Source organism: Pseudoxanthomonas sp. 68-E7, assembly GCF_057773145.1.
The window spans coordinates 337,170-357,433 of the sequence record NZ_JBYMTI010000004.1; the positions used below are offsets into that span (position 1 = coordinate 337,170).

The 20,264-nt window shown below is 67.9% G+C and carries 19 protein-coding genes; 17 read left to right on the forward strand and 2 right to left on the reverse strand.

The genetic code is table 11. From position 1 onward, the window contains the following. Positions 1-3 precede the first annotated feature (3 nt). The 17 genes from AC3DE2_RS12415 (at position 4) to def (ending at position 17,051) form a co-directional block, all read left to right on the forward strand. Positions 4-648: a CerR family C-terminal domain-containing protein gene (locus AC3DE2_RS12415; protein ID WP_488426425.1), complete on the forward strand. Its 645-nt coding sequence runs from the start codon at positions 4-6 to the stop codon at positions 646-648. Between the two features lie 154 nt (positions 649-802). Next, on the forward strand, positions 803-2,470 hold the full coding sequence (gene gspE, locus AC3DE2_RS12420; RefSeq protein WP_295381896.1) for a type II secretion system ATPase GspE: 1,668 nt from the start codon (positions 803-805) through the stop codon (positions 2,468-2,470). 256 nt (positions 2,471-2,726) lie between these two features. Continuing rightward, entirely contained in the window at positions 2,727-4,571 is a 1,845-nt protein-coding gene (locus tag AC3DE2_RS12425) for a family 43 glycosylhydrolase (protein WP_488426427.1), read from the forward strand. A gap of 57 nt (positions 4,572-4,628) precedes the next feature. Next, positions 4,629-5,846 carry a type II secretion system protein XpsF gene (gene xpsF / locus AC3DE2_RS12430; RefSeq protein WP_488426428.1) on the forward strand — a complete coding sequence of 406 codons (1,218 nt, stop codon included), beginning with the start codon at positions 4,629-4,631 and terminating at the stop codon, positions 5,844-5,846. Positions 5,847-5,948: 102 nt separating this feature from the next. Beyond that, positions 5,949-6,392 carry a type II secretion system major pseudopilin GspG gene (gspG, locus tag AC3DE2_RS12435; RefSeq protein WP_488426429.1) on the forward strand — a complete coding sequence of 148 codons (444 nt, stop codon included), beginning with the start codon at positions 5,949-5,951 and terminating at the stop codon, positions 6,390-6,392. Positions 6,393-6,407: 15 nt separating this feature from the next. Beyond that, entirely contained in the window at positions 6,408-6,893 is a 486-nt protein-coding gene (gene xpsH / locus AC3DE2_RS12440; protein ID WP_488426430.1) for a type II secretion system protein XpsH, read from the forward strand. Continuing rightward, the gene (gene xpsI, locus AC3DE2_RS12445; protein ID WP_488426431.1) at positions 6,890-7,312 is read left to right on the forward strand and encodes a type II secretion system protein XpsI; all 423 of its coding nucleotides are present in this window, start codon (positions 6,890-6,892) and stop codon (positions 7,310-7,312) included. The genes xpsH and xpsI overlap by 4 nt, the downstream gene beginning before the upstream one ends. Next, complete coding sequence (locus AC3DE2_RS12450) at positions 7,309-7,953, forward strand: prepilin-type N-terminal cleavage/methylation domain-containing protein (protein ID WP_488426432.1); 645 nt, start codon at positions 7,309-7,311, stop codon at positions 7,951-7,953. Before xpsI ends, AC3DE2_RS12450 begins: the two co-directional genes overlap by 4 nt. Then, complete coding sequence (locus AC3DE2_RS12455; RefSeq protein WP_488426433.1) at positions 7,950-8,801, forward strand: type II secretion system minor pseudopilin; 852 nt, start codon at positions 7,950-7,952, stop codon at positions 8,799-8,801. The genes AC3DE2_RS12450 and AC3DE2_RS12455 overlap by 4 nt, the downstream gene beginning before the upstream one ends. Further along, positions 8,798-9,937, forward strand: a complete 1,140-nt coding sequence (locus AC3DE2_RS12460; protein WP_488426434.1) for a PilN domain-containing protein — start codon at positions 8,798-8,800, stop codon at positions 9,935-9,937. The genes AC3DE2_RS12455 and AC3DE2_RS12460 overlap by 4 nt, the downstream gene beginning before the upstream one ends. Further along, positions 9,918-10,571 (forward strand): type II secretion system protein GspM, encoded by a 654-nt coding sequence (gspM, locus tag AC3DE2_RS12465; protein ID WP_295381808.1) that lies wholly within the window; start codon positions 9,918-9,920, stop codon positions 10,569-10,571. Before AC3DE2_RS12460 ends, gspM begins: the two co-directional genes overlap by 20 nt. Further along, on the forward strand, positions 10,561-11,352 hold the full coding sequence (locus AC3DE2_RS12470) for a type II secretion system protein XpsN (RefSeq protein ID WP_488426436.1): 792 nt from the start codon (positions 10,561-10,563) through the stop codon (positions 11,350-11,352). Before gspM ends, AC3DE2_RS12470 begins: the two co-directional genes overlap by 11 nt. 9 nt (positions 11,353-11,361) lie before the next feature. Beyond that, complete coding sequence (gene gspD / locus AC3DE2_RS12475) at positions 11,362-13,566, forward strand: type II secretion system secretin GspD (protein ID WP_488426438.1); 2,205 nt, start codon at positions 11,362-11,364, stop codon at positions 13,564-13,566. Positions 13,567-13,577: 11 nt separating this feature from the next. After that, complete coding sequence (locus AC3DE2_RS12480) at positions 13,578-14,408, forward strand: glycosyltransferase family 2 protein (RefSeq protein ID WP_488426511.1); 831 nt, start codon at positions 13,578-13,580, stop codon at positions 14,406-14,408. Beyond that, entirely contained in the window at positions 14,392-15,249 is an 858-nt protein-coding gene (locus AC3DE2_RS12485) for a glycosyltransferase family 2 protein (RefSeq protein WP_488426439.1), read from the forward strand. The genes AC3DE2_RS12480 and AC3DE2_RS12485 overlap by 17 nt, the downstream gene beginning before the upstream one ends. Positions 15,250-15,342: 93 nt before the next feature. Next, positions 15,343-16,527 (forward strand): nicotinate phosphoribosyltransferase, encoded by a 1,185-nt coding sequence (gene pncB / locus AC3DE2_RS12490; RefSeq protein ID WP_488426513.1) that lies wholly within the window; start codon positions 15,343-15,345, stop codon positions 16,525-16,527. Next, entirely contained in the window at positions 16,524-17,051 is a 528-nt protein-coding gene (def, locus tag AC3DE2_RS12495) for a peptide deformylase (RefSeq protein ID WP_488426440.1), read from the forward strand. The genes pncB and def overlap by 4 nt, the downstream gene beginning before the upstream one ends. A gap of 16 nt (positions 17,052-17,067) precedes the next feature. On the opposite strand, the gene AC3DE2_RS12500 is transcribed toward def, so the two are convergent. Both AC3DE2_RS12500 and ettA read right to left on the reverse strand, forming a co-directional pair. Next, entirely contained in the window at positions 17,068-18,381 is a 1,314-nt protein-coding gene (locus tag AC3DE2_RS12500) for an NCS2 family permease (RefSeq protein ID WP_488426441.1), read from the reverse strand. A gap of 206 nt (positions 18,382-18,587) precedes the next feature. Then, positions 18,588-20,252, reverse strand: coding sequence for an energy-dependent translational throttle protein EttA (gene ettA, locus AC3DE2_RS12505; protein ID WP_440471273.1), 1,665 nt, complete (start codon positions 20,250-20,252; stop codon positions 18,588-18,590). Positions 20,253-20,264: the final 12 nt, after the last annotated feature.

Genomic DNA, 20,264 nt, shown 5'->3' on the forward strand with positions numbered 1-20,264 from the left:
GCAGTGACGACGCAGGACAGGGAAACTCCCAACGAACGCGCGGCGGAGACGCGGGAACAGCTCATCCGGGCGGGTCTTGTCCTGTTCAGTCGCCAAGGTCTGGAAGGGGTGCGGACACGCCAGCTCGCCGAGCACGCGGGGGTGAACCAGTCCGCCATCCCCTATCACTTCGGAGGAAAGGATGGCGTATATGCGGCGGTGCTGGAGCGCACCGCGGAGAGCATCGTCGGCCGGCTCCGCCTGCCGCGTCCGGCCGCGGGATCTCCCGAGGCGGCCGCGGACGCCCTGCGCGCGCTGATGCGCGAGTTCGTTTCGGCCCTGCTGGATTCCGATACATCGTCCGCGCACAGCCTGATGCTGGTACGCGAGCAACTCCAGCCAACCCCGACTTTCGACACGCTCCACCGCCTCCTGTTCCAGCCGCTGCACGAAGCGGTCACGGATCTGGTGGCGGCGATCCGGGATGAATCCCCCGGCGAGGAAGGGAACATCCTGCGGGCGCACGCCATCCTGGGCCAGGCCATCGCCTTCGCGGTGGCGCGCGAAGCCTTGCTCCGGCGGCTGGACCGATCCGCCCTGTCCGCCGACGCGGTGACCAGGATTGGCGAACTGGTCGGGACCATGGCCGTCGGTTCGGCCAAGGGCTAGCGCGCGTGGGCAGGCATCCGCACTTCGCTCGTGCCTGGCCATATCCAAGACGCCGGATGATGGTACACATTGGTAAAGTGGATGCTCGCAGCCGGAGTACGACGTGAACGCCCTGATCGAATCCCAGACCACCGGAGCCGGCGTGGAAGAGCGGATGGTCGATGCGCTGCTGGCGCGGGGAAAACTCAAGGATCCGGATCTGGCGCGGGCGCGGCGGGTGCAGGAGGAAACCGGCGGCAGCCTGCTGTCGTTGCTGTCGCGGCTGGGCCTGGTGTCCGAGCGCGATCACGCCGAGACCGCCGCCGAGGTGCTCGGCCTGCCGCTGGTCAGTGTCAAGGAACTGCCCGAACTGCCGCCGGAAGCCACGCCGCTGTCGGTGCGGTTCCTCAAGCAGTTCCATGTCTGCCCGGTGGGCGAGGACGAGTCCGGGGTGGATCTGCTGGTGGCCGATCCGCAGGACGGTTATCCGGTCGACGCCGTGCAGCTGGCGACCGGCAAGGCGGTGCGCCGGCAGGTGGCGCTGCGCTCGGAGATCGATGACCTGATCGAGCGCTACTTCGGCCAAGGCCGCAGCGCGATGGGCGCCATCGTGGAGAACGCCGACGGCGAAGCCGCGGGCGATCTGGACGACGTCGAGCACCTGCGTGACCTGGCCTCCGAGGCGCCGGTGATCCGGCTGGTCAACCTGATCATCCAGCGCGCGGTGGAACTGCGTGCCTCGGATGTGCACATCGAACCGTTCGAGAACCGGCTGAAGGTGCGCTACCGCGTGGATGGCGTGCTGGAGGAAGCCGAGAGCCCGCCCGCCAACCTCACCGCCGCCGTGATCAGCCGCATCAAGATCATGGCCAAGCTCAACATCGCCGAACGCCGCCTGCCGCAGGACGGCCGCATCATGCTGCGGGTGCAGGGCAAGGAACTGGACCTGCGCGTGAGCACGGTGCCCACCGCGCACGGCGAAAGCGTGGTGATGCGCCTGCTGGATCGCGAGACGGTGGTGTTCGATTTCAAGCGGCTGGGTTTCACCGATGTGTTCCTGCCGCAGTTCCAAAAGGTGCTGGAACAGCCGCACGGCATCCTGCTGGTCACCGGTCCCACCGGTTCGGGCAAGACCACCACGCTGTACACCGCGCTGAGCAAGCTCAATACCAGCGACGTCAAAATCATCACGGTCGAGGATCCGGTCGAGTACCAGATCGAGGGCATCAACCAGATCCAGGCCAAGCCGCAGATCGGGCTGGATTTCTCGCATGCGCTGCGCAGCATCGTCCGCCAGGATCCGGACATCATCATGATCGGCGAAATGCGCGACCTGGAAACCGCGCGCATTGCCATCCAGTCCGCGCTGACCGGCCACCTGGTGCTGTCCACGCTGCACACCAACAACGCCGCCGGCGGCATCACCCGCATGCTCGACATGGGGGTGGAGGACTATCTGCTGACCTCCACCATCAACGGCATCCTGGCGCAGCGGCTGGTGCGCCGGCTGGAGCCCACCCATGCCGAGCCGTACCGCGCCTCGCCCGAGGAAATCGAGAAGTTCGGCCTGCGCCGCTTCCAGCCGGAGGGCGACATCGTCCTGTACCGTCCGCGGCCGTCGGCGATCGCGCCGACCGGCTACCTGGGCCGGACCACCATCGTCGAGTTCCTGGTGATGAACGACGAACTCCGCCGCGCGGTGATGCGCCATGCCGGCATGGGCGAGATCGAGGAAATCGCGCGCGCCTCCGGCATGCGGACGATGTACGAGGATGGCATCGCCAAGGCGCTGGCCGGCCAGACCACCATCGAGGAAGTCCTGCGGGTCACCGAGGAATCCTGAGCGCCGCGTTCCCTGCGCTTTCGGCGCGGCCCTGGCGTCGCCATGGCCCCGGACCTGTCCCCGACCGGCTAAGCCGCCGCAGGCATGGGAACGGCAATGGGAGCGATGGCGTTCCCGGATTCCTGATCCGCCGTCGACCCCGCTCCGGCCCCGGTCATTCCCTTTCGCTGCACTGCGGCTTTCCCGCGCCGCAGGGGTAGGGAATACTCCAGCGCTGAAAACGTTTTCAGAAGCGGAAAAACCCCTGGAGGTCGAGGTGCGCATCATCTCCTGCCGGCTGGCCGGCGCGCTGTTGCTGATCCTGGCCAACCCGCTGCTGGCGGCCGATGCCTCCTCTCCCGGCGCGGCCCAGCGGCGCACCTACGCCAACCCGATCGACATCGACTACCGGTACAACTTCGAGCAGTTGAACGAGGGCATTTCCTATCGCACCGGCGCCGATCCGGTGGTGGTCCGGCATGGCGATGCGTATTACCTGTTCCAGACCCTGGCCGACGGCTACTGGCGTTCCACCAATCTGGTGGACTGGCGCTTCATCGAACCGAGCCGCTGGCCGTTCGACAGCATGGTCGCACCGGCGGCGATTTCCGATGGCGACCGCCTGTTGCTGATGCGCTCGATGTTCGCTCCCGGCGCGGTGCTGGTCAGTCGTGATCCGGAACACGGCGTTTTCGATTTCTTCACCCGCCGGACCCCGGAGCTGCCCAACGCGGTGCGCCCCGGCATGGACCAGTTCATGCAGCCCTGGCGCCCGGGCGATCCGCAACCCGACGAGGTTCCCCCGGGACCGTGGGACCCGAGCTTCTTCAAGGACGACGACGGGCGCTGGTACCTGTACTGGGGTTCCTCGGACACGTTCCCGCTGTATGGCATCGAACTCGACATGGACAAGGGCCTGCGCTACCTGGGCGAGCCGCGCGCGTTGATCGTCCTGGACCCGAAGCTGCACGGTTGGGAGCGCTTCGGCCAGGACCACCGCGAGGAAGGCCGCCCGACCTACATCGAGGGCGCATGGATGAACAAGGTCGGCGGCCGCTACTACCTGCAGTACGGCGCGCCCGGCACCGAGTACAACGCCTACGCCACCGGCGTGTACGTCGGCGAAGCGCCGCTGGGGCCGTTCGAGTACGCGCCCTACAACCCGGTGGGCTACAAGCCCGGCGGTTTCGTCCATGGCGCCGGGCACGGCTCCACCTTCCAGGATGCGCATGGCAACTGGTGGAACACCGGTACGCCCTGGATTGGCTACAACTGGAACTTCGAACGGCGCATCGCGATGTTCCCCGCGGCCTTCGGCGCCGATGGGCAGATGTCGGTCTCAACCCGCTTCGGTGATTTCCCGCACTACGTGCCCGATGCGGCGAACGCGGACCCGGAAGCGCTGTTCACCGGCTGGATGCTGCTGTCATACCGCAAGCGCGCGACCGCCTCGTCGGTGCACGAAAACTTCGCCGCCGCCCATGTCACCGACGAGAATCCCCGCACCTTCTGGGTCGCCGCGGACAAGGACGCCGGCCAGACCCTGAGCCTGGACCTGGGCGGCGTCCGCAGCGTGCGCGCGATCCAGGTGAACTTCGCCGATTACCAGTCCGGGCTCTATGGTGATTCGGACGAAATCTATACCGAGTTCCGCATCGATGCCTCGCTCGATGGCCGTCACTGGGAGCCACTCGTGGCCACGGGAGAACGGCGCCGGGATCGGCCCAACGCCTATCTGGAATTGCCGGAGCCGGTGCGTGCCCGCCATGTGCGCTATGTGCATGGCCATGTCGGCGCCGCGCACCTGGCGATCAGCGATCTGCGCGTATTCGGCCATGCAGACGGGAATCCGCCGCCGATTCCGCAAGGCCTGCGCGCGGAGCGCGACGCCGACCCGCGCCAGATGACCGTGCAATGGCGACCGGTCCGGGGTGCGGTGGGCTACAACGTGCGCTGGGGCATCGCGCCGGATCGCCTGCATTCGACCTACCAGGTGTTCGCCGACCAGCCCACGCGGCTGGAGGTGCGGGCGCTGAGCACGGGCGTGCCGTATCACGTTGCGGTCGAAGCCTTCGATGAGAACGGCGTCTCGCCGCTGAGCGGAACCGTGGCGATCCCGTAGCCAGGCAACCCGGCACGCGTATGCTTAGGGGCTCGGAGACCCAGGAAGCCCCCGCCGATGCCCCTGTACCGCTACAAGGCCCTGAACCCGCGCGGCGAATTGCTGGAAGGCCAGATGGAGGCCGTCAGCGACGCCGAGGTGGTGATGCGCCTGCAGGAACAGGGGCATCTGCCGGTGGAGGCGCGGCTGGCGTCGGAGGTGCGCGGTGGAGTTTCCTGGCGCGGGCTGCTGCGCGCGCAGCCGCTGGCCGGCGACCAGCTGGTGCAGTTCACCCAGCAACTGGCGACCCTGCTGGGCGCGGGCCAACCACTGGACAGGGCGCTGTCGATCCTGCTGGACATGCCGGAGGAAGGCCGCGCGCGCGACATCATCGCCGACGTGCGTGACGCCGTGCGCGGTGGCGCGCCCCTCTCGACCGCGCTGGAGCGCCAGCATGGCGTGTTCAGCCGCCTCTACATCAACATGGTCCGCGCCGGCGAGGCCGGCGGCAGCCTGCAGGACACGCTGGCCCGCCTGGCGGACTACCTGGAGCGCAGCCGCAACCTGCGCGGTCGCGTCATCAACGCGTTGATCTATCCGGCGATCCTGGTGGTCGTGGTCGGCTTCGCGCTGCTGTTCCTGCTGGGCTACGTGGTGCCGCAGTTCTCGCAGATGTACGAAAGCCTCGATGTCGAACTGTCCTGGTTCACCCGCGGGGTGATGGCGACGGGCGCGTTCGTGCAGCAGGGCTGGTTCGTGCTGATCGCCGTGCCCGCGGTGCTGCTGCTGTGGTTCGACCGCAAGCGCCGGGATCCGGCGTTCCGCGATCGCTTCGATCGCTGGATCCTGGAGCGCAGGCTGGTGGGACCGCTGGTGGCGCGGCTGGAGACCGCGCGCCTGGCCCGTACCCTCGGCACCCTGCTGCGCAACGGCGTGCCGCTGCTCGCCGCGCTGGGCATCTCCCGCAACGTGCTGTTCAACCGGGCCTTGTGGGCGGACGTGGATGCAGCCGCCGAACAGGTCAAGAACGGCCATGGCCTGGCCGCCTCGCTGGGGAAGGGCAAGCGGTTTCCGCGCCTGGCCCTGCAGATGATCCAGGTGGGCGAGGAATCGGGCGCGCTGGACAGCATGCTGCTGAAGACCGCCGACACCTTCGAGCAGGAGACCGGACAGGCGATGGAACGTCTGCTGGCGCTGCTGGTGCCAGTCATCACCCTGGTCCTGGCGCTGGTCGTGGGCCTGGTGATATTGGCGGTGCTGTTGCCGTTGTATGGTCTGACCAACGCCATCGGCTGAGCCCGCTCCGCCCAACAACCGGTTCAGGCACCATCCACCAGACTCCTTTGCGCTTCAAGCGGCTTCTCTTTCAACCTCCAACGCATGATCAGGACCACACCGATGCGCCAGCCTTCCCGAATCCGTTCCGGCTCCCGCCTCCGCTCGCCGGCCTCGCAGTCCGGCTTCAGCCTGCTGGAAATCATCATCGTGCTGATCCTGATCGGCGGCATCATGGCGCTGGTCGGCAGCCGCCTGCTGGGCGGCGCCGATCGCGGCAAGGCCAATCTGGCCAAGAGCCAGATCCAGACCCTGGCCGGCAAGGTGGAGAACTACCAGCTCGACACCGGCAGCCTGCCGTCGCGGCTGGATGACCTGGTCAGCGCGCCGGCCAACGCCGGTGGCTGGCTGGGCCCGTACGCCAAACCGGCCGAACTGAAGGATCCGTGGGGCCATCCCATCGAGTACCGGGCGCCGGGCGAATCCCAGGCCTTCGATCTGGTCAGCTATGGCAAGGACGGCAAGCCCGGCGGCGAGAGCTACGACGCCGACATCGCCTACCAGTAAGCCGGATACGGCGCGATGCGCGGCGGTCTTCGCCCTTCCTTCCGCACGCCGCGCCACGCCCGCGGCGTTTCGCTGCTGGAAATGCTGCTGGTGGTGATGCTGGTCGCCATCGCCGGCACCCTCGCGGCGATGGTGCTGACCGGCGGACTGGAAGGCATGCGCCTGCGTTCGGAAGCGCGCGAGATCGCCGCGCAGCTGCGCTACACCCGCGCCCAGGCGATGGCGACCGGCAAGCCGCAGCGCTTCGTCATCGATCCTGCCACGCATCGCTGGCAGGCGCCCAACCAGCACCGCGGCAGCGTGCCGGATTCACTGCGCATCGCCTTCATCGGCGCGCGCCAGGCGCAGCCGGCGCCGGGCGTGGGCGCGATCACGTTCTTCCATGACGGTGGTTCCAGCGGCGGGCAAATCCGCCTCAGCGGCGGTCGCGCGGTCTGGCATGTCGACGTGGCCTGGCTGACCGGCGAGGTCCAGGTGGTCCGCGGAGGCGGCGGAACATGAAGCGGCCGCATGGCTTCACCCTGCTGGAGGTGATCGTCGCGTTCGCGTTGCTGGCGCTGGCGCTGACCCTGCTGCTGGGATCCCTGTCCGGCGCCACCCGCCAGATCCGGGTCGCCGACGACGCCACCCGCGCGTCGCTGCATGCGCAGTCGCTGCTGGCGCAGATCGGCGTGGGTGAATTCCTGCAGCCCGGCCGGCGCCAGGGCGAATTCGAACGTGGCCGCTACCACTGGGACCTGGAGATCGTTCCCTACGAGGATCCCGCGAAGCGGGAGACGCCGGTCCAGGATCTTTCCACGCCGGAACTGATGCAGTTGCGGCTGACCACCCGCTGGGGTGACGGTGCCCGCGAGCGGATCGTGTGGGACACGCTGCGCCTGGTGCCGCCGGATCCCAACCGCGGACGGAGCGTGCAGTGAACCGGCGCGCGCGCGGCTTCACCCTGCTGGAGATGCTGCTGGCGCTGGTGCTGCTGTCGGCCGGCCTCGCGCTGGCGTTCGCCACCGTGCGCGCGGCCACCACGATGGTGGAACGCGGCGAGATCCGCGCCCAGCGCAACGAGCGCGCGCGCGCGGTGGAAGGTTTCCTGCGCCAGCGCATCGGCACCGCATTGCCGGTGGTGTTCGCCACCGATCCTTCCACCTTCCGCCAGTCGCGTTTCCTCGGTGAAGCGAAGCGGATCCGTTTCGTCGCCGATCTGCCCAATTACCTGGGCCGCGGCGGTCCGCATCTGTACGACCTGGCCTTCGATGACCGGGGACGACTGATGGCGCGTTTCTCCGTGGTGCAGGCCGGCCAGGCGGTCGAGGGACCCGATGGCATTGCTCCGGAGCAACTGGCCGACCGCCTGCGCGAGGTGCGTTTCCGCTATCGCGGGCTGGACGAGAAGGGACAACCCGGTCCGTGGCAGGACGCCTGGCGCACCGCGGAGATCCTGCCGCTGCAGGTGGCGGTGGACGTCGAAACCGAAACCGGCGCGCGCTGGCCGGAGCTGATCGTCACCCTGGTGCACAGCGAGGGCGGCGCAGGCGGTGGCGCGCAGCCGCCGGGAGGCCTGTGATGCGTGCGCGTGGCGCGGCCCTATTGCTGGTGTTGTGGCTGACCGCGCTGCTGGCGGCGCTGATCGGCGCGTTCGCGGTGACCGCGCGGATGGAATCGCTGCAGGGCCAGATCGTGCGCGACGGCACGGTGGCGCGCGAGCGCGCCCGCGCCGGCATCGACTACGCGTTGGTACGCATCGCCGACCCGCAGCAGAGGACCCGCTGGCTGCCCGACGGACGTGCCTATGACTGGATGTTCGCCGGCAGCCCGCTGCGGATCCGCGCGGTCGACGAAAGCGGCAAGGTCGATCTCAATCAGGCCGATGCCCGCCTGCTGGAACAATTGCTGCGGGTACGCGGCGTACCGGAGGAAACCGCACCCGGCCTGGCCGCGGCCATCCTCGACTGGCGGGATGCCGATTCACTCTCCCAGCCCCGGGGCGGGGCCGAGGATCCGGACTACGCCGCCGCCGGACTCGAATATGGCGCCAAGGACGCCCCGTTCGAGAGTGTCGCGGAACTGCAACAGGTATTGGGCATGACGCCGGAATTCTATGACCGCGTGGCGCCGTACCTGACCCTGTACTCCGGGCGTACCCTGCCGGACGCCAATTACGCGCCCGGGCCGGTACTGGTGGCGATGGGCCTGGATGCCGAGCGCATCCTCGCGCAGCGCGAACTGCCGCCGGACCAGGCGGGGGGGCAACTCGTCGGCGGCGGGAGCGGCACGTATAGTATCGAGAGCCACGCGAAGCTTCGCGATGGGCGGGAGGCGACGTTGCGCGCGGTGATACGGGCCGGCGGCGGCCCCGTACCGGGGATGGCGTACACCGTTTTACGCTGGGAAGAGGGAACTGCACCGCCATGAGCACGATCCGCGACAGCATGGACAGCCTGCGCGCGCGCCTGTTGCCGGGAGCGGGGGGGCTGTTCGAATGGTGGGGCAGGGCGCTGGCCAGCTGGCTGCCGCACCGCTGGCGCTCGCTGCTGGGACTCACCCAGGATCGCCTGCTGCTGAGCCTGCAGGACGAACACCTGTCGCTGGCCTGGCAGAGCACCGAAGGCGTGCGCGAACTCGCGCGCCTGCCCCTGCCGCTGGAAGCCGGCGATCTGGATGGCCTGCTCGGCAAGCGCATGGCCGGATTGCCGCGCTGGCTGTTGTTGCCGGCCGACGCGGTCCTGCGCAGGCCGCTGGTGCTGCCCGCGGCGGCGGCGGATCGCTTGCGCGACGTGGTGCGGTTCGAGATCGACCGGCAGACACCCTTCGCCGCCGCCGATGTCTGCCATGACGCCAACCTGCGCCAGCGCCGCGAGGACGGCCAACTGGAAGTCGACCTGGTGGTGATTCCACGGCAACGCTTCGACGCCGCGCTGGCGCCACTGGGAAGCCTGGCCGGCGAACTGGGCGGCGTGGACGTGGCCGGTCCGCAGGAACGGCCGCTGGGCGTGAACCTGCTGGCGCCCGCCGAACGCCGGGTGCGGCAGGCGCCGATGCGCGGCTGGCATCTTGCCCTGGGCTCGCTGGCCCTGCTGGCGGTGGTGTTCGCCGCGTGGACCGCACTGGACAACCGACGCGCCGCGGCCGATGCATTCGAGACTTCGCTGCGGACCCGGACCGAACAGGCGCGCCGGGTCGCCGCGCAGCGCCAGCAACTGGTGGATCTGGTCGAAGGCATGAACGCGCTGGAACGCGCGCGCGCGCAGCGCCCGACCGCGGTCGAGGTGCTCGACGAACTGAGTCGCCGCCTGCCGGACGGCACCTACCTGGAAAAGATGTCGATCGAAGGCGATCGGCTGGTCGTGATCGGCCTCAGCCAGGAAGCCTCCTCGCTGGTCGCCAAGCTGCAGGGTTCGCCGCTGTGGCGCTCACCCGCGTTGAGCGGCGCATTGCAGCCGGACCAGGCCCGTCGCCGCGATCGCTTCACCCTCACCGCGCAACTGGTCGGTGGCGCGGCTCCCCCCACCCCCGGCACCGGAGATCAGAATGGCAAGCGCGCTGACTGATCGTGATCGCTGGTTGGCGCTGGGGCTGCTGGCGGCGTTCCTGTCGCTGGGCTATCTGGCCCTGGTGCATCCCTGGTGGACCCAGCCGATGCTGGAGGTGAATGAACGCATCGAGGGTCTGCGCGAGCGCGAACTGCGCGTGCGCACGCAATTGCAGCAGGCGCCGGCGGTGGAAAAACAACTCGCCGCGGCGCTGGCCCTGCAGGCGCAGCGTCCCGGTTTCCTCGGCGAAGCCAGCACCGAACTGGCCACCGCCGGACTGGTCCAGCGGCTGGAAGCGGTGGTCAAGGAAGCCAGTCCCGGCAACCGCAGCTGCGGCATCGCCAACCAGTCACCGTTGCCGCAGGCCGCCGGCGAACGCTTCGCCCGGGTGGCGGTGCAGGTGCGCCTGCGTTGCGGCACGCCGGAACTGGCCGCGGTGCTGCATGCATTGGAATCCGGCAGTCCGCGCCTGTTCGTGGACAACCTCAACGTCCTCTCCAGCAACTACGCGTACATGGCGCCGGAAGGTGGCACGGGCGGACTGGACGTCACCTTCGATCTGTATGGCTACCTGAAGCCCGGGACGGTCGCGCCCGCGGCCCCGGCCGCACCCGCGGCGATGACGATGCCGGAGGGCGGCGATGCGCGTTGATTCGCTCGGACCGCGCACGCTGCTGCTGGGCACGGTCGCCGGCTGGGCGGTGCTGGTGGCGATTCTCGCCCTGGCCGGCCTGGGCGGCCGCATCACGCCGCTCGCGGACGATCCGGGCAGCGCGCCGCGCCTGCCGGCACTGCCCAGGCCCGCGCCGGAACGGCTGGGGCCATTGGCGCAGTATTCCGAACTGACCGCGCGCCCACCGTTCTATGAAGGCCGCCGGCCGCAACCGTTCTACCTGACCAATGAAGCCGAAGCGCAGGCGCCGAGTTTCGACTACGTGCTGACCAGCGTGTTGATCACGCCGGCCTTCCGCATGGCGATCCTGCAACCCAGCCAGGGCGGCGAGGGCGTGAGGATCAAGCAGGGCGAAGCGGCCAGCGCGGCGCCGCAGTGGACGCTGGTGGACCTGCAGCCGCGCGCGGCGGTGTTCGAGGGCCCGGAAGGCCGGCGAACCCTGGAACTGCGGGTGTTCGATGGCGCCGGCGGGCAGCCGCCCAGCGTGTCGGGAAGGCCACCGCCGATCGCCGCGCCGGTCCCCGTGCCGCAGTCCACCGGTGGCAACGCGCCGCCGCAGCCGGCACCGAATACCGGCACGGCGGTGATGCCGGTGCCGCCGGCCAATCCCGCCGCGGAGCCGGCCGAACAGCCGGCCATGACCACCGAACAGCAGATGGAAGCGATCCGCAAACGCATCGAGGCGCGCCGCGCGCAGATGCGCCAGCAGCAGGGCCAGGTGGTTCCCCCGCCCGCCCCACCACCCAATCCGAATCAGTAGAGTGCCGGCATGAAGTCACGCCTATTCCTGTTCTCCGTTTGCCTGGGCCTGCTGGCGGGTTGCGCCACCGCGCCCACGCCGGACATCCGGCGCGCGGGAGATACCCCGGCCACTCCGGGGACCGCCCAGACTTCGCCGCTGGCGGAGACCGAGGAGCCCGAAAGCGGGCCACGCCCGGTGATCCGCCGCGGCAGCGGCCAGATGATCAACCGTGGCGCGGCGGCCGCGCCGATGCCATCGCTGGGCGGCGCCAGCTCGGGTTCGGCCAGCTTCAACTTCGAAGGCGAATCCGTGCACGCGGTGGTGAAGGCCATCCTCGGCGACATGCTCGGCCAGAACTACGTGATCGCACCCGGCGTGCAGGGCACGGTCACCCTGGGCACGCCCAGGCCGGTATCGCCCGCGCAGGCGATGACCCTGCTGGAACAGGTGCTGGCGCAGAACAACGCGCGCATGGTCTACAGCGATGGCCGCTACAACATCATGCCGTCCGACCAGGCCATGGTCGGCACGGTCGCCCCGCGCACCGGTGGCGCCGCCAGCGCGCGCGGCTATGAAGTCCGGGTGGTGCCGCTGCGCTTCATCGGCGCGACCGAGATGAAGAAGGTGCTCGAGCCGTATGCGCGCCCCAATGCCATCGTCAACATCGACACGACCCGCAACCTGATCACCCTGGCCGGCACCCGTACCGAGCTGGAAAACTACCTGCGCACGGTCGAGGTGTTCGACGTCGACTGGCTCTCGGGCATGTCGGTGGGCGTGTTCCCGCTGGAAACCGGGCAGGCCACCAAGGTGGTCGCGGACCTGGAAAAGGTGTTCGGCGAAACCAGCAAGACCCCGAGCGCCGGCATGTTCCGCTTCATGCCACTGGAAGGCGCCAACGCCGTGCTGGTGATCACCCCGCAGCCGGCCTATCTGGATCAGATCCAGCAATGGCTGGAACGGATCGACAGTGCGGGCGAGGGTGCGCGGCTGTATTCGTACGAGTTGAAGTACATCAAGGCCAAGGACCTGGCACAGCGGTTGGCGGAGGTGTTTGGTGCAAGCGGCTCACGTGGCTCCGGCAACGACGGTGGCAACGCCTCCTTGATGCCCGGTGCGGATCCAACACAACTGGGTGACAGTGGACTGTTGGGGCAGCAGAACGATGGCTTTGATTCCGGCGGCGTGACTGGAGGCAGTAGCGCTGTTGGCGGCGGTTCGGGCGGACTGGGCAATGGCAGCTTCAGCCTGAACCCGCGCCGTGACGGTAACGGTTCGGTGACCCTGCAGGTCGAGGGCGACCGGGTGGGCGTGGCCGCAGTGGATGAAACCAACACGCTCCTTGTGCGCTCTAGCGCGAGCGCCTGGAAGTCGATCAAGGACGTCATCGAGAAGCTCGATGTCATGCCGATGCAGGTACACATCGAGGCGCAGGTGGCTGAGGTCAAGCTGACCGGAAAACTCAGCTATGGCGTGAGCTGGTTTTTTGAGAATGCGGTGACTGAGGAGGCGGGGCTTGCGAGCGCGTTGGGACGTCGCATATGGGGCGATATCAGCGGCAGCATTCGTGGCGATGCCAATGCGCCGGGCCTTGGTTGGACTTTCTTGGGAAAGAACGCAGCGGCGATCATAGAAGCTCTCGAGGATGTCACCGATGTACAACTGCTGCAGACGCCCTCTGTTCTGGTACGCAACAACGCAGAAGCAACGCTGAATGTAGGCACCAAGATTCCGATCAATTCGGTCAGCATCAATCCGGATCAGAACTCCAATACTTATAGTCAGGTCCAGTACCTGGATACGGGCGTCATTCTGAAGGTGCGTCCTCGCATCACCAAGGATGGCATGGTGTTCCTCGATCTCGTTCAGGAGGTCAGCTCGCCCGGAGCACGCCCCGCTAGTTGTGATGACACCACTACAGGCTGCAATGTACCGATCGATACTCGCAGGTTGAAAACCGAGGCGGCCGTGCGCACTGGTGACACCATCATGCTGGCTGGTCTTATCGGTGACTCGGTCGACAATGGATCTCGCGGTCTTCCGTTTCTCGCCAAGCTGCCCGTCGTCGGCGGTTTGTTTGGAAGCAAGCGACAGAACACCGATCGTCAGGAAGTAATCATCCTGCTGACGCCGACCATCATTCGCGACCCGCAGGAAGCCCGCAATCTGACGGATGAGTATGGTCGGCGTTTCCGGGCGATGAAGCCTTTGCATGACCCTGACAAGAAGTGAGCGTGCTCACAGTGTCCCTTCCCGTCATCCTGCTGCCCATTGGCGCGGATGACGATGCGCTGGACACTTGTCTAGGTTCATTGGATGTCGGCACACCCGCCGGCACGCGGATCTGGCTGGCCGACGACGCCCAGGCCGGTCCGCGCGGATTGGCCATCATCGAGCGCTGGCTGCAGCGCACGCGCCTGCAGGCCGACTACACCCGACGCCCGCGCCCGGTCGGAGAAGTCGCGCACCTGGAGGAAATGCTGCGCGCCTGCGGCGATGCGGACGTGGTGGTGCTGGCGCCGGACGCGCAGCCGCTGCCGGGCTGGCTGCAGCAGCTGGCTGCTTGCCTGGCGCGCGATGCCTCCATCGCCACCGCCACGCCCTGGTGCAATGCGGGCGAAGCCGCCGCGTGGCCCAGGCTGGGCGAGATTTCGCCGCCACCGGTGGACTTCGAACGCACCGCGCAGGCCTGCGCGGCAATGCCGCCGATGCATCCGGAACTCCCCGCGGGCATCGCCCATGCCGTGGCCATCCGGGGCAGTGCACGCAAGCGCGCGGGCGGACTGGATGCCAGCAGCTATGCGTCGTGGTATGCGGCGCTGATCGATCTCTCGTTGCGGCTGTCCGGCCTGGGCTGGCGCAACGCGCTGTGCGAAACCGCCTTCGTCGCCCGCGGCGGCGAAGGACTGCCCGGCGATGGCGACATGGATGCCATCAACGCGCGCTGGCCCGCCTGGCATTCGCGGTTGGCGAACTTCCTGATGGAGGATCCCGTGCGTGGTCCGCGCGAACAGCTGACATCGCTTTACCTGGAGGCCGGCGCGCCGGAGCCGCAACGTGAACTCTTCGACTGATTCGCGCGCTATCGCCGCGATCGTCGTTACCTACGAAAGCGCGAGCACCATCGACGACTGCCTGCAGCGCCTGCGCGATGCGCGGGACGTCGCGGAAATCCGGGTGGTGGACAATGCCTCCAGCGATGACACGCTCCAGGTGGTCCAGCGGCATGCGCTGGCGGACCCGCGGGTCCGCTTCGTCGCCAACCCGGACAATCCCGGCTTCTCGGTCGGCTGCAACCAGGGCGCGGACGATTCCTCGGCGCCGTGGCTGGCGTTCGTGAACCCGGATCTGCAGGTGCAGCCGGACAGCCTGGCCCGCCTGCGCGATCTGGCCATCGGCACCGGCCGGGAAGCCCTGCTGGGCGCGGATCTGGTGGACGAAGCCGGGGTGCGGGATACCGCCGCGCGTCGTCGCGACCCGGATTTCGCGGCCATGCTGACCGCGCCCGGGGCGGCGTCGCGCCTGGGCGTGGACGTGGACGATACGCAGGCGCTGCAACCGCTGGAGGCCTTGTCCGGCGCGCTGATGGTGATGCCGCGTTCGTTGTTCCGCCGGATTGGGGGATTCGACGAAGGCTATCGCCTGCATGCCGAGGATCTGGATCTGTGCCGGCGCGCGCGCATGGCCGGCGCATGGGTGGCGGTTGCCAATGGCGTGCGCGTGGTGCATATCCGCGGCGTGTCCAGCCGCGCGCGGCCATTCTTCGTGGAGTGGCACAAGCACCGCGGCCTGTGGCGCTACTTCGGCAAGTTCGAAGCCGGTCAGCGCGGCTTGGGGGTTCGTGTTGGCGTGTTCGCGGCCATCTGGGCGCATTTCGCGATGGTCGCGCTGAAGCTGTTGTTCCGCCGCCGCTGAGAGGCATCGACGACGCCACCCACGCCATCCGGGCGACCAGGGCACCACGATCGCGTGGAGTATGCTGGCATGGCTTCCGCACGGCCCGGCCCGATGATCATCACCTCGCTGCTCGACACCGATCTCTACAAGTTCACGATGATGCAGGCCGTCCTGCATCACTATCCGGCCGCGCAGGTGCAGTACCGTTTCAAGTGCCGCACGCCAGGCATCGCGCTGGCGGACCATATCGAGGAAATCTCCGCCGGGGTCGACGCGCTCTGCACGCTGCGCTTCCGGCCCGATGAACTGGATTACCTGCGCGGGCTGCGCTTCATCAAATCGGACTTCGTCGATTTCCTCGGCCTGTTCCACCTGGATCGGAAGTACATCCGGCTGCGGGCCTCGCGGGCGATACCCGGGGAAATCGAACTCGATATCGAAGGTCCCTGGCTGCACACCATCCTGTTCGAAGTGCCGCTGCTGGCGATCATCAACGAGGTCTGGTTCCGTCATGCCGGGCGTCCGGATGAAGGGGAGGGCGAGCGCAGGCTGGAAGCCAAGATCGTTCGCCTGCGCGAAGGCGGCGACGATTGCGTCATCGCCGACTACGGCACGCGCCGGCGCTATTCGCGGGACTGGCACGCGCGCGTGCTGCCCATCCTCAGGACCGGGCTGGGTGCGCAGTTCGTCGGCACCAGCAATGTGTTCTTCGCGCGCGAATACGGCATGACCCCGCTGGGCACGATGGCGCACGAGTGGCTGCAGGCCTTCCAGGCGCTGGGGCCGCGCCTGCGCGATTCGCAGGCGGTGGCCTTCGATGTCTGGGCCAAGGAGTATCGCGGCGACCTCGGCATCGCCTTGTCCGATGTGGTCGGCCTGAAGGCATTCCTGCGCGATTTCGATCTGTACTTCTGCAAGCTGTTCGATGGCATGCGCCACGATTCCGGCGACCCGTTCGCCTGGGGCGAGGCGATCCTCGCGCACCTGGAACGCATGCGCATCGATCCGCTCGCCAAGACGCTGGTGTTCAGCGATGGCCTGGACGTGGACAAGGTGCTGCACCTGCACGCGCGTTTCCGCGGCCGCTGCCGGCTGGCTTTCGGCATCGGCACCAACCTGACCAACGATCTGGGCCCGACGCCCCTGCAGATCGTCATCAAGATGATCCGCTGCAACGGGCAGCCGGTGGCCAAACTGAGCGACTCACCCGGCAAGAGCATGTGCGAGGACGAAGGTTACGTGCGCTATCTGCGGCAGGTGTTCGAACTGCCGGAAGAAACGGAGGAAACCCCATGATCCATCCCATCCTGAAAATGGGCGATCCGCGACTGCTGAAGGTCGCAAGACCGGTGGAGCATTTCGACACGCCGGAACTGCATGCGCTGATTGCCGACATGTTCCAGACCATGGCCGCCGCCGGCGGCGTGGGTCTGGCCGCGCCCCAGATCGGGGTGGACCTGCAACTGGTCATCTTCGGTTTCGACAGCAGTGATCGCTATCCGGAGGCACCGCCGGTGCCGCGCACGATTCTGCTCAACCCGGTCATCGCGCCGTTGTCCGACGAGATGGAGGACGGCTGGGAAGGATGCCTGTCGGTGCCGGGATTGCGCGGCGTGGTGCCGCGCCATCGCGCGATCCGCTATCGCGGCTTCGATCCCCGGGGCAATCCGGTTGATCGCGAAGCCGAAGGCTTCCACGCGCGGGTGGTGCAGCACGAATGCGATCACCTGATCGGCCGGCTGTATCCGTCACGCATCCGCGATTTCAGTCAGTTCGGCTATACCGAGATCCTGTTCCCCGGTTTGCAGGGCGACGACTGAGGGCAGGATCCGGCACTCAGCCCAGCGCGTAGCGCAGGATGAACAATCCGGCCACCAGCCACACGGCCGGGTGCACCTCGCGCCAGCGGCCGGTACCGAGCTTGAGCGCGGCGTAGGCGATGAAGCCGAAAGCGAGGCCGTTGGCGATGGAGTAGGTGAACGGCATCGCCAGCGCGCACAACGCGGCCGGCACCGATTCGGTCAGATCGCTCCAGTCCACGTCGACCAGCTCGCGCAGCATCAGGCCGGCCACGTAGAGCAGCGCGGGCGCCGTCGCATAGCCCGGCACCATCGCCGCCAGCGGCGAGAACAGCAGGGCGACCAGGAACAGCAGGGCCACCACCAGCGCGGTCAGGCCGGTGCGTCCGCCGACCTGCACGCCCGAGGCGCTCTCGGCGTAGGCGGTGGTGCTGCTGGTGCCCAGCAGCGAACCGGCGATGATGGCGCCGCTGTCGGCGAGCAGGGCGCGGCCGAAGCGCTTCTGCCCGTCCGCCAGTTTCAACAGGCCGGCGCGTCCGGCCACCCCGTAGAGCGTGCCGGTGGCGTCGAACACTTCCACCAGCACGAACACCAGCACCACCTGCAGCAGCACCGCCACCGGCGTGCCGTCGTCCCGGTGCAGCAGTCCGGGCAGATCCAGTTGCAGCCAGGTCGGGGCCAGGCTGGGCGGCGCGGCGACGATGCCCTGGTAGTCCACGTAGCCGAGCAGGCCGGCGAATGCGGTCACCACCAGGATGCCGATCAGGATCGCGCCGCGCACGCCGCGCGCTTCCAGCACCGCGATCAGCAGGAAGCCGCCGAGTGCCAGCAGCGGTTCGTGCGAATGCAGCGTGCCCAGCGCGACCAGCGTGTCCGGGTTGCCGACGATCACCTGCGATTTCTGCAGCGCGATGATGGCCAGGAACAGGCCGATGCCGGCGACGATCGCCGCGCGCAGCGAGGCCGGGATGCCGGCGACCAGCCAGGCGCGCACGCCGGTCAGGCTGAGCAGCAGGAACACCAGGCCGGAGATGAACACCGCCGCCAGCGCCTGCTGCCAGGGCAGGCCGGCCGCGCCCACCACGGTGAAGGCGAAGAACGCGTTCAGACCCATGCCCGGCGCCATGCCGACCGGGAAGTTCGCCGCGAACGCCATGATCAGCGATCCCAGCGCCGCCGCCAGGCAGGTGGCGACGAACACCGCGCCCGCGTCCATGCCGGTGGTCGAAAGGATTTCCGGATTGACGAAGACGATGTAGGACATCGTCAGGAAGGTGGTGGCGCCGGCCAGCAGCTCGGTGCGGACGGTGGTGCCGTGCTCGCTCAGGCGGAACAGGCGATCGATGGGCATGGAGGCGACCTCTTCATCCGGGGGCAGGGTACCGCAGGCGCGTGTTCGCGCGGTGGATGCGGCGTGCCTGGCGGATGAAAAAAGAAGAGCCGGATTCGGGGGAATCCGGCCCTTCGGGATTTACTGCCGGCAGGCAATGGATCCCCGCTTTCGCGGGGATGACGATTCGACGGGGCCGTGGCCGTCGCCGGCCACGGCCCGAATCGTCACTTCAGCGCCTTGAAGCGCAGGCGGTGCGGCTGCGCGCCCTCGGCACCCAGGCGACGCTTCTTGTCTTCCTCGTACTCACGGTAGTTGCCCTGGAAGAACTCCACGTGCGAATCGCCTTCGAAGGCGAGGATGTGGGTGGCGATGCGATCCAGGAACCAGCGATCGTGCGAGATGACGAAGGTGTTGCCGGGGAACTCCAGCAACGCGTCTTCCAGTGCGCGCAGGGTTTCGATGTCCAGGTCGTTGGACGGTTCGTCGAGCAGCAGCACGTTGCCGCCCTGCAGCAGGGTCTTGGCCATGTGCAGGCGGCCGCGTTCACCACCGGACAGCGAGCCGACCAGCTTCTGCTGGTCCTGGCCCTTGAAGTTGAAGCGGCCGATGTACGCGCGCGACTGGATTTCCACGCCGTTGATGTTGAGGATGTCCAGGCCGCCGGAGACTTCCTGGAACACGTTGTGGTTGCCTTCCAGCTTGTCGCGGCTCTGGTCGACGTAGGCCAGCTTGACGGTGGGACCGATGTTGATGGTGCCGGAATCGGGCTTTTCCTGGCCGGTGATCATCTTGAACAGGGTCGACTTGCCGGCGCCGTTGGGGCCGATGATGCCGACGATGGCGCCGGCCGGCACCAGGAAGCTCAGGTCGTCGATCAGCAGGCGGTCGCCGAACTTCTTGGAGACGTTCTTGAACTCGATGACGCTGTTGCCCAGGCGTTCGCCCGGCGGGATGAAGATTTCGTTGGTCTCGTTGCGCTTCTGGTAATCGACCGACTGCAGTTCCTCCAAGCGGGCCAGGCGCGCCTTGCCCTTGGAGCGGCCGCCCTTGGCGTTCTGGCGCGACCATTCCAGTTCCTTGGCGATCGCCTTCTGGCGCGCCTTTTCCTGGTTCTCTTCCTGCTTCAGGCGCTCTTCCTTCTGCACCAGCCAGTCGGTGTAGTTGCCCTTCCACGGAATGCCGCGGCCGCGGTCGAGTTCGAGAATCCATTCGGCGGCGTTGTCGAGGAAGTAGCGATCGTGGGTGACCGCCACCACGGTGCCGGTATAGCGGGCCAGGAACTGTTCCAGCCACTCCACCGATTCGGCGTCGAGGTGGTTGGTCGGTTCGTCGAGCAGCAGCATGTCCGGCTTCTGCAGCAGCAGGCGGCACAGCGCGACGCGGCGCTTCTCGCCGCCGGACAGCTTGCCGACGACGGCGTCCCACGGCGGCAGGCGCAGCGCGTCGGCGGCCACTTCCAGCTGCTGTTCCAGCATGTGCGCGTCACCGGCGGCCAGGATGGCCTCCAGGCGCTGCTGCTCGGCGGCCAGCTTGTCGAAGTCCGCGCCTTCCTCGGCGTAGGCGGCATACACCGCGTCCAGCGCGGCCTGGGCCTGCAGCACTTCGCCGACGCCTTCCTCGACCGCTTCGCGCACGGTCTTGTTCGGATCCAGCTCCGGCTCCTGCGCCAGGTAGCCGACCTTGATGCCCGGCTGCGGGCGCGCTTCGCCCTGGAAGTCGGTGTCCACGCCGGCCATGATCTTGAGCACGGTGGACTTGCCGGCGCCATTGAGGCCCAGCAGGCCGATCTTGGCGCCGGGGAAGAACGACAGCGAGATGTCCTTGATGATCTGGCGCTTGGGCGGGACGATCTTGCTTACACCGTTCATGGTGTAGATGTATTGCGACATGGGGCTCTCCGG

Excerpts from the sequence above, each read along its gene's own strand:
- gspE (WP_295381896.1), top strand. The coding sequence starts at position 803 with ATGGTCGATGCGCTGCTGGCGCGGGGAAAACTCAAGGATCCGGATCTG.
- xpsF (WP_488426428.1), top strand. The coding sequence starts at position 4,629 with ATGCCCCTGTACCGCTACAAGGCCCTGAACCCGCGCGGCGAATTGCTG.
- gspG (WP_488426429.1), top strand. The coding sequence starts at position 5,949 with ATGCGCCAGCCTTCCCGAATCCGTTCCGGCTCCCGCCTCCGCTCGCCG.
- xpsH (WP_488426430.1), top strand. The coding sequence starts at position 6,408 with ATGCGCGGCGGTCTTCGCCCTTCCTTCCGCACGCCGCGCCACGCCCGC.
- xpsI (WP_488426431.1), top strand. The coding sequence starts at position 6,890 with ATGAAGCGGCCGCATGGCTTCACCCTGCTGGAGGTGATCGTCGCGTTC.
- AC3DE2_RS12460 (WP_488426434.1), top strand. The coding sequence starts at position 8,798 with ATGAGCACGATCCGCGACAGCATGGACAGCCTGCGCGCGCGCCTGTTG.
- gspM (WP_295381808.1), top strand. The coding sequence starts at position 9,918 with ATGGCAAGCGCGCTGACTGATCGTGATCGCTGGTTGGCGCTGGGGCTG.
- AC3DE2_RS12470 (WP_488426436.1), top strand. The coding sequence starts at position 10,561 with ATGCGCGTTGATTCGCTCGGACCGCGCACGCTGCTGCTGGGCACGGTC.
- gspD (WP_488426438.1), top strand. The coding sequence starts at position 11,362 with ATGAAGTCACGCCTATTCCTGTTCTCCGTTTGCCTGGGCCTGCTGGCG.
- pncB (WP_488426513.1), top strand. The coding sequence starts at position 15,343 with ATGATCATCACCTCGCTGCTCGACACCGATCTCTACAAGTTCACGATG.
- def (WP_488426440.1), top strand. The coding sequence starts at position 16,524 with ATGATCCATCCCATCCTGAAAATGGGCGATCCGCGACTGCTGAAGGTC.
- AC3DE2_RS12500 (WP_488426441.1), bottom strand. The coding sequence starts at position 18,381 with ATGCCCATCGATCGCCTGTTCCGCCTGAGCGAGCACGGCACCACCGTC.
- ettA (WP_440471273.1), bottom strand. The coding sequence starts at position 20,252 with ATGTCGCAATACATCTACACCATGAACGGTGTAAGCAAGATCGTCCCG.